The following is an 8,122-nucleotide window of genomic DNA, read 5'->3' as shown; positions in this document are numbered from 1 at the left end:
GACTCCACCCCGGCCGGCACCGTCGGCACCGCCCGCCCCGTCGCCGTCGGACGGCCCCGTCCGCGGCCGGGCTCAATAGCGCACCCCGAACCGCCGCAACAAGGACTCTGGCATGTGACGGGAGTCACCGCATGAGTTTTTGAAAGCGGGGTTCTTACAGGGTTCCTACAACTGGTCGATTTAATATGTGCAATTGCACCCCCCTCGGGCCCGTTCCTCAGACTCCGACAAGGCCGCGCACAGCGGCCCGTGAGCAGCCTCCTCGGGCGCACAAAAAAGATCGCGCTGGACCCGGCGGAGTCCAGCGCGATCGACGACGCACCCTGTGTCGCTGTGTGGGCGTGGGGCCTGTTGGGGCAGTCCCCGCGTCGCTTGGAGCTGTGGTTTCGGGCCGTCACGGCAGGTTGGGGGACCTACCGGGGACCCGTGTGTTCAGTTGTCAGGCCTCGCTGCGCTGCTGCGGAATGCCCGCGAGCAGGGCGCGGACCTCGGCCTCGCGGTAGCGGCGGTGGCCACCGAGCGTGCGGATCGACGTGAGCTTCCCGGCCTTCGCCCACCGCGTGACCGTCTTGGGGTCGACGCGGAACATGCTGGCGACCTCAGCCGGGGTCAGCAGCGGCTCGGCTTCAGGGGTGCGAGCGGTCATGAGCGGCCTCCTCGGGAGAACCGAACCTTCTCGGTTCTTTCCTCTAAATTCTGCACCTTGACCCGCGTTGCCCGAAATGGCGGACGCGAGTCGAGTCGGTTATAGGACGAACGGCTTGTCCTCGGCACTACAACTACACCATCTGTCCAGCCGCGTCGGCCAAACCGATGGAATTGCCCTCCCAGGTGTTCATCAGCGACGGAAGCCGATGGACCATGCCATAGCGGACAGTCACGCCACTGTGACGATCAGTCACAGGGCGATCAGGAGTCACCAGACCCCCCAAAGCGTGCAATGCTGAGATTCCGCCCACAGCGGAGCAATGTTGGGCGGACAGAGCCCTCCCCGGACTCCTTGTCCTATTTTGGCACGAGGAGGGGCAAGAGATGCAAGGTGCCCGTACGTGCGGTCTGTCACGCTTGACGCAATCGCCCGGAACGGAACCTACGTCCCATCAACTCCTCGAAGTCCGGTAGACCGTACGCGCTTACGAGCGAAAACGGCCGTGACGTACATCACCCGCCGCAGCGCCCTCGCCCGACCCCACAGGCCCCCGCGACACCCCCGCACCGCCGTCCACCACCCCGACGAGGGTCTGCCGGGGCGTCAGTTCGCCGAACGCAGGTCCCGCACCGCGCGCCAGCGCTCCACCAGCCGCCCGTACGCCTCACCGGCTGCCGCCCCGTCGCCGTGCCGCAGCGCCTCGATGCCCTCGGCCACATCCGCGGCCGAGTGATCGCCCTCCAGGTCCTCGGCCGGCAGGGCGTGCACCAGACCGCCGTAGTCCAGCTCCACCACCGACCGCGGGTGGAACTCCTCCAGCCAGCGACCCACGTCCACCAGCCCGTCGATCAGCGGCCCCTCGTCGACCGTCTCCCGCAGCGTCCGCAGCGCCCGCGCCACCCGGCGCCGCGCCTGCACCATCGGCGTGCGGTAGCGCAGCATCGGCGGCACCTCGCCGCGGCCCTCGTCGTAACGCCGCTCCGCGTCGGAGACCAGCACGAACCAGTTCAGCGGCACCTGCCAGGTCGCCGTCCTGATCCACGGCCGCGCATCCGGGTTGCGCTCCCGCCAGCGCTCGTAGTCCTGCGCCGTCTGCCGGCGCACCACCTCCGGCAGTACGGCGTCCAGCACCGGCCGCGGCAGCTCCCGCCCCAGCTCCCCCAGCGCCTGCCAGCCCCGCAGCCGCGTCCGCCACGGGCACACGCACACCACACCGTCCGCCTCCAGCACGAACGCGTCCCCGCTCTCGTGCACCGGGACCGGCACCGGCGGCACGGGCAGCAGATCGGCGAGCGAACGGCGCAGCTCGTCCTGGTAGGACGGCAGATCACGACGGCGGGCATAGCGCGCCCAATGGCTGCGCTCGGGTTCGGCGAAAGCGACGAGCGGCTCGTACACCCGCAGATAGGCCGCGTACGGAACGATCACCGAGGACACCTTGGGCACGCCTGCTCCCTCCCCCGCCGGCCGGCGGGGAAACCTGCACGACCCCGCCCCCCGACGGGCGGGAAATCCCAGCAAATCGTCGCACGCCCGTCGCCCGGACGAAGATGATCCCCGGCACTGCTCGGTACAGGGGCGGGGCACGGTCTACTCTCGTGCCACGCAGTCCCGCCACCCGTACGGGCACTGCTCCCCACTCGCCGCTTAGTACTCAGGAGTCACCACAGTGACCGACGTGACCGGCGCATCTGCTGATGTCCTGCACACCCTGTTCCGTTCCGAGCAGGGGGGTCATGAGCAGGTCGTTCTCTGCCAGGACCGGGCGAGCGGCCTGAAGGCCGTCATCGCCATCCACTCCACCGCCCTCGGCCCCGCCCTCGGCGGTACGCGCTTCTACCCCTACGCCACCGAGGCCGAGGCCGTCGCCGACGCGCTGAACCTCGCACGCGGCATGTCGTACAAGAACGCCATGGCCGGGCTCGACCACGGCGGCGGCAAGGCCGTGATCATCGGCGACCCGGAGCGCGACAAGACCGAGGAGCTGCTCCTCGCCTACGGCCGTATGGTCGCCTCGCTCGGCGGCCGGTACGTCACCGCCTGCGACGTCGGCACGTACGTCGCCGACATGGACGTCGTGGCCCGCGAGTGCCGCTGGACCACCGGCCGCTCCCCGGAGAACGGCGGCGCCGGCGACTCCTCCGTCCTCACCGCTTTCGGTGTCTACCAGGGCATGCGCGCCTCCGCGCAGCACCTGTGGGGCGACCCGTCGCTGCGCGGCCGCAAGGTCGGCATCGCCGGGGTCGGCAAGGTCGGCCACCACCTGGTGGAGCACCTGCGGGCCGAAGGCGCCGAGGTCGTCATCACCGATGTGCGCGAGGACGCCGTCCGGCGCATCCTCGACCGGCACCCCGAGGGCGTGACCGCGGTCGCCGACACCGAGACGCTGATCCGCGTCGAGGGACTGGACGTCTACGCGCCGTGTGCGCTGGGCGGCGCGCTGAACGACGACACCGTGCCGGTGCTGACGGCGAAGGTGGTGTGCGGCGCGGCCAACAACCAGCTCGCCCACCCGGGCGTGGAGAAGGATCTCGCCGACCGCGGCATCCTCTACGCGCCGGACTATGTGGTGAACGCGGGCGGTGTCATCCAGGTCGCCGACGAGCTGCACGGGTTCGACTTCGACCGGTGCAAGGCGAAGGCGGCGAAGATCTACGACACCACCCTTGCAATCTTCGCACGTGCGAAGGAGGACGGTATTCCGCCGGCCGCCGCGGCCGACCGGATCGCCGAGCAGCGCATGGCGGACGCCGCCGCGGGACGCGCTCGCTGACCCTTCGCAGCGGTACCCGCCGGTCCCCACTTGGAGAGAACTCTCACTTCGACCGGCGGGTCGTCCGCGGATAAGTGGTTAAAATCGCCGGTGACCAGCGAGGACGGGGCGCCTCGCGGGTCCTGTGCACACGCGGCTCCTGCGGGCGACGTACCGTATGGGCGCGGGCTCAGGTACCGTGGAAGCCCTACGGACGGGCTCTCTATGGAGAGACCGTTCTAGATCATGAACGCGTGTCAACCTGGGGCCGTCGAGCCCCGTCGTTGAGGGGGTCGAGCCATGGGGCGCGGCCGGGCCAAGGCCAAGCAGACGAAGGTCGCCCGCCAGCTGAAGTACAACAGCGGTGGGACGGACCTCGCACGCCTGGCCGAGGAGCTGGGCGCATCGACGTCGAACCAGTCGCCGAACGGCGACCGCTTCGAGGACGATGAGCACGACGACGACCTGTACGCACGGTACGCCGACCTCTATGACGAGGACGACGACGAGGACGAGGACGAGGATTCGTCCCGTCACCGTCGCGGCGCGTGATGCCTGCAGCGGCTTAGCCGAGTCTTCACCCGGTCCGGTTCACCACCGGACCGGGTTTCGTGCTGCCCGCACGGCCCCCGGTCCCCGGGACCTTCCGCCGTGGGGCTTGCGGTCCTGCCGTGGGCGTACGGGTCACGCGTAGTCGCCGACCAGTTCCGCACCGGTGGTGTGCTCGCCGCGGACGGTGATCTCACCGGCGACCCAGGCGTCCACACCGCGGTCCTCGAGTGTGGCGAGCGCCACGTCCACGGACTCGCCGGGGACGATCGCGATCATGCCGACGCCCATGTTGAGGGTCTTCTCCAGCTCCAGCCGCTCCACGTCGCCGGTGCGGCCGACGAGGTCGAAGACCGGGGCGGGGGTCCAGGTGGAGCGGTCGACCACGGCGTGCAGTCCGTCGGGGATGACACGGGCCAGGTTGGCGGCGAGGCCACCGCCGGTGATGTGGCTGAACGCGTGCACGTCCGCCGTCCGGGTGAGCGCGAGGCAGTCCAGCGAGTAGATCTTCGTGGGTTCCAGCAGTTCCTCGCCGAGGGTGCGGCCCAGCTCGTCGATGTGCGCGTCGAGGGCGAGACCGGCCTGGTTCAGCAGGACGTGCCGGACCAGGGAGTACCCGTTGGAGTGAAGACCGGACGACGCCATCGCGACGACGGTGTCGCCCTCGCGGATGCGGTCCGCGCCGAGCAGCCGGTCGGCCTCCACGACGCCCGTACCGGCACCGGCGACGTCGAAGTCGTCCGGGCCGAGCAGGCCGGGGTGTTCGGCCGTCTCACCGCCGACGAGGGCGCATCCGGCCAGAACGCAGCCTTCGGCGATGCCCTTGACGACGGCCGCGACCCGCTCGGGGTGGACCTTGCCGACGCAGATGTAGTCGGTCATGAACAGCGGTTCGGCGCCGCACACCACGATGTCGTCCATGACCATGGCGACCAGGTCGTGGCCGATGGTGTCGTACACGCCCATCCGGCGGGCGATGTCGACCTTGGTGCCGACTCCGTCGGTCGCGGAGGCGAGCAGGGGCCGCTCGTAGTTCTTCAGGGCGGAGGCGTCGAAGAGGCCGGCGAAACCGCCGAGGCCGCCGAGGACCTCGGGGCGCTGCGTCTTCTTCACCCACTCCTTCATCAGTTCGACGGCGCGGTCGCCCGCCTCGATGTCGACGCCCGCGGCTGCGTAGCTGGCACCAGTGGTCTCAGACATGGCTAGGAGAACTTTCGTGTCGTACGGCAGGTGTGCGGGGCCGGCTAGGGGCGCCGGATCGCGTCGGCGGCGGCCGTGGCGGCCGGGCCGGCGGCCAGCTCGGTCTCCAGCAGCTGCTTGCCGAGGAGCTCCGGGTCGGGCAGCTCCATCGGGTACTCGCCGTCGAAGCAGGCGCGGCACAGGTTCGGCTTGGCGATGGTGGTCGCCTCGATCATGCCGTCGATGGAGATGTACGCCAGGGAGTCGGCGCCGAGCGAGGTGCCGATCTCCTCGATGGTCATGCCGTTGGCGATCAGCTCGGCGCGGGTGGCGAAGTCGATGCCGAAGAAGCAGGGCCACTTCACGGGCGGGGAGGAGATCCGGATGTGGACCTCGGCGGCGCCCGCCTCGCGCAGCATGCGGACCAGGGCGCGCTGGGTGTTGCCGCGGACGATGGAGTCGTCGACGACGACCAGCCGCTTGCCCTTGATGACTTCCTTCAGCGGGTTCAGCTTCAGGCGGATGCCCAGCTGGCGGATGGTCTGCGAGGGCTGGATGAACGTACGGCCCACGTACGCGTTCTTGACCAGGCCGGCTCCGAAGGGGATGCCGGAGGCCTCCGCGTAGCCGATGGCGGCGGGGGTGCCGGATTCCGGGGTCGGTATGACCAGGTCGGCCTCGACGGGGGATTCCTTGGCGAGGCGGCGGCCCATCTCCACGCGGGAGAGGTACACGTTCCGGCCGGCGATGTCGGTGTCGGGGCGGGCCAGGTACACGTACTCGAAGACACAGCCCTTGGGCTTCGCTTCCGCGAAGCGGGAGGTGCGCAGGCCGTTCTCGTCGATGGCGACGAACTCGCCCGGCTCGATCTCGCGGACGTAGGAGGCGCCGACGATGTCGAGGGCGGCGGACTCGGAGGCGACGACCCAGCCGCGCTCCAGGCGACCGAGGACCAGCGGGCGGATGCCCTGCGGGTCACGGGCGGCATACAGGGTCTGCTCGTCCATGAAGACGAGGCTGAAGGCGCCCCGGACCTGCGGCAGGACCGCGTGCGCGGCGTCTTCCACGGTCAGCGGCTTGCCGTCCTCGTCGACCTGGGCGGCCAGCAGGGCCGTGAGCAGGTCGGTGTCGTTGGTGGCCGCGACACGGCCGTTGCGGCTGTGGTTCTCGTCGGGGAGTTCCGCGACCATCTCGGCGAGCTTGGCCGTGTTGACCAGGTTGCCGTTGTGGCCGAGCGCGATGGAGCCGTGCGCGGTGGCGCGGAACGTCGGCTGGGCGTTCTCCCACACGGAGGCGCCGGTGGTGGAGTACCGGGCGTGTCCTACCGCGATGTGGCCCTGGAGGGAGCCGAGGGAGGTCTCGTCGAAGACCTGGGAGACCAGGCCCATGTCCTTGAAGACGAGGATCTGGGAGCCGTTGCTGACCGCGATTCCCGCGGATTCCTGGCCCCGATGCTGGAGGGCGTAGAGCCCGAAGTACGTGAGCTTGGCGACCTCTTCGCCCGGAGCCCAGACACCGAAGACGCCACACGCGTCCTGGGGGCCTTTCTCACCGGGGAGCAGGTCGTGGTTGAGTCGTCCGTCACCACGTGGCACGCCACCGAGTGTAGGCGAGATCGACCACTGGTCCGAATTGGGGACGGCGGCCGGTAAAGGATCACTGCCACGGCACGGCTTCGATGATCGTTCCGTTTGCGCAGGTCAGCGTGAGGGTGCCGGGCCGGATGCGGTATTTGGGCGCGCTCTCGAAGACGTCGAGCAGCATCCGCTCGGTGCGCATGAGTGAGGCGTCGCACATCATTCGGGTCGTGGTGGGCGACCCGAGGGTGATATGTCCGTCGCTCACGGTGGCGGCGGCGAAACGGTTGCAGCCGAGCCGTCCGGCGACGGTGCCCGCCTCGCGGTCGATGCGGAGGTGCGTGGTGCTGCCGGGGCGCTCGGTGCGGTCGGGGGTGGAGAGGCGCGTGATGCGCCAGTCGGTGCCGGCGAGCTGCGGTTCGGGACCGACGGTGTCGCTTCCGGCAGGTCCGGCGCGCACGTCCGCGCAGGCCGCGAGGAGCGGGACGAGCACCGCGGCGGCGAGGGGCCTTCGGGGGTGCCGTTGCCTGTCCATGGCGCTTGGACGGGCTCGTGGAGCCGCGGGTTCCGTCAGGTCATCAGGGGCAGCAGCGTGCTCAGGTCGGCCCGTTCGCCACTGGCGCTGACCTTCGCCTCGCCGAGGGCGTCCGCCCAGGCCAGTCGGCCGGTGGCGAGGCGGATCCAGGTCAGCGGGTCGGTCTCGACGACGTTCGGCGGGGTGCCGCGGGTGTGCCGGGGGCCTTCCACGCACTGCACGACGGCGTACGGCGGGATCCGCACCTCGGTGGCGCCGCCCGGCGCCTTCACGGCGAGCGTGTCGGCGAGGAGCCGGGTGCAGGCGGCCAGGGCCTGACGGTCGTACGGCACCTCGAGGCCGGGCACGGCGGCGTTCAGGTCGTCGGTGTGGACGACGAGTTCGACGGTCCGGGTGACCAGGAAGTCGGTGAGGGCCATACCGCCGGCGCGGATGTCCACGAGGCGGGCGGGCAGGGTCCCGGCGAGACCGTCGGCGAGTTCCTTCGCGGTGTGCGCGTAGAGGGCGTCGAGGTCGGGGTGGGCGGCGGCCTTCTCGCGGGTGCCCGTGGCGATGGCGTCGGCGAACGGGGCGGTCACGGACGTGTAGTCGAGCACGGTGAGGGTCGCGGAGGCGGGCGCCTCCCGTTCCAGGGCACGGCTCACGGCGGCGACGGTCATCGCCAGGTGCACGGCCAGTTCCCGTACGGTCCACTCCCCGAGCCGGGTGGGCAGGGCGAGCTGCTCGTCCGTCAGCCCGGCGACGGCCGCCCGGACATGCCCGAACTGGGTCTCGACGGCAGTGCGGATCTTGACGGGGTCGTAGGTGCGGGTGCGCTTCTTCTTCGCCGGGGGCATGCGAACGAGCCTATGACCTGACGGGGGGTCCGGAAGGGGGGCGGG

8 protein-coding genes are annotated in these 8,122 nt (G+C 70.3%); 2 read left to right on the top strand and 6 right to left on the bottom strand.

All coding sequences use genetic code 11. The features are described 5' to 3' along the window. Window positions 1-439: 439 nt before the first annotated feature. Together bldC and MTQ10_RS24645 are read right to left on the bottom strand one after the other, a co-directional pair. Window positions 440-646 carry a developmental transcriptional regulator BldC gene (gene bldC, locus MTQ10_RS24650; RefSeq protein WP_016905998.1) on the bottom strand — a complete coding sequence of 69 codons (207 nt, stop codon included), beginning with the start codon at window positions 644-646 and terminating at the stop codon, window positions 440-442. A 606-nt stretch (window positions 647-1,252) separates the two neighbouring features. Then, on the bottom strand, window positions 1,253-2,095 hold the full coding sequence (locus MTQ10_RS24645) for a hypothetical protein (RefSeq protein WP_247472353.1): 843 nt from the start codon (window positions 2,093-2,095) through the stop codon (window positions 1,253-1,255). Window positions 2,096-2,318: 223 nt separating this feature from the next. Here MTQ10_RS24645 and MTQ10_RS24640 point away from each other — a divergent pair, with 223 nt between their 5' ends. Both MTQ10_RS24640 and MTQ10_RS24635 read left to right on the top strand, forming a co-directional pair. After that, the gene (locus MTQ10_RS24640; RefSeq protein WP_247472352.1) at window positions 2,319-3,422 is read left to right on the top strand and encodes a Leu/Phe/Val dehydrogenase; all 1,104 of its coding nucleotides are present in this window, start codon (window positions 2,319-2,321) and stop codon (window positions 3,420-3,422) included. A gap of 279 nt (window positions 3,423-3,701) precedes the next feature. After that, window positions 3,702-3,953, top strand: coding sequence for a DUF3073 domain-containing protein (locus tag MTQ10_RS24635; RefSeq protein WP_247472351.1), 252 nt, complete (start codon window positions 3,702-3,704; stop codon window positions 3,951-3,953). A 132-nt stretch (window positions 3,954-4,085) separates the two neighbouring features. On the opposite strand, the gene purM is transcribed toward MTQ10_RS24635, so the two are convergent. From purM to MTQ10_RS24615, 4 genes are all read right to left on the bottom strand, one after another. Further along, window positions 4,086-5,150 (bottom strand): phosphoribosylformylglycinamidine cyclo-ligase, encoded by a 1,065-nt coding sequence (purM, locus tag MTQ10_RS24630; protein WP_247472350.1) that lies wholly within the window; start codon window positions 5,148-5,150, stop codon window positions 4,086-4,088. 44 nt (window positions 5,151-5,194) lie between these two features. Further along, the gene (gene purF, locus MTQ10_RS24625; protein WP_247472349.1) at window positions 5,195-6,724 is read right to left on the bottom strand and encodes an amidophosphoribosyltransferase; all 1,530 of its coding nucleotides are present in this window, start codon (window positions 6,722-6,724) and stop codon (window positions 5,195-5,197) included. A gap of 61 nt (window positions 6,725-6,785) precedes the next feature. Continuing rightward, complete coding sequence (locus tag MTQ10_RS24620; protein WP_247472348.1) at window positions 6,786-7,241, bottom strand: META domain-containing protein; 456 nt, start codon at window positions 7,239-7,241, stop codon at window positions 6,786-6,788. 35 nt (window positions 7,242-7,276) lie between these two features. Beyond that, window positions 7,277-8,077 carry a maleylpyruvate isomerase family mycothiol-dependent enzyme gene (locus MTQ10_RS24615; RefSeq protein ID WP_247472347.1) on the bottom strand — a complete coding sequence of 267 codons (801 nt, stop codon included), beginning with the start codon at window positions 8,075-8,077 and terminating at the stop codon, window positions 7,277-7,279. Between the last annotated feature and the right edge of the window lie 45 nt (window positions 8,078-8,122).

The sequence above is a fragment of the Streptomyces sp. XM83C genome (genome assembly GCF_023072675.1).
Taxonomy (GTDB): domain Bacteria; phylum Actinomycetota; class Actinomycetes; order Streptomycetales; family Streptomycetaceae; genus Streptomyces; species Streptomyces thermocoprophilus.
The sequence above is the reverse complement of the archived record's forward strand: the minus strand, read 5'-3'. Positions and strand labels throughout refer to the sequence as shown.

Excerpts from the sequence above, each read along its gene's own strand:
- bldC (WP_016905998.1), bottom strand. The coding sequence starts at position 646 with ATGACCGCTCGCACCCCTGAAGCCGAGCCGCTGCTGACCCCGGCTGAG.
- MTQ10_RS24635 (WP_247472351.1), top strand. The coding sequence starts at position 3,702 with ATGGGGCGCGGCCGGGCCAAGGCCAAGCAGACGAAGGTCGCCCGCCAG.
- purM (WP_247472350.1), bottom strand. The coding sequence starts at position 5,150 with ATGTCTGAGACCACTGGTGCCAGCTACGCAGCCGCGGGCGTCGACATC.
- MTQ10_RS24620 (WP_247472348.1), bottom strand. The coding sequence starts at position 7,241 with ATGGACAGGCAACGGCACCCCCGAAGGCCCCTCGCCGCCGCGGTGCTC.
- MTQ10_RS24615 (WP_247472347.1), bottom strand. The coding sequence starts at position 8,077 with ATGCCCCCGGCGAAGAAGAAGCGCACCCGCACCTACGACCCCGTCAAG.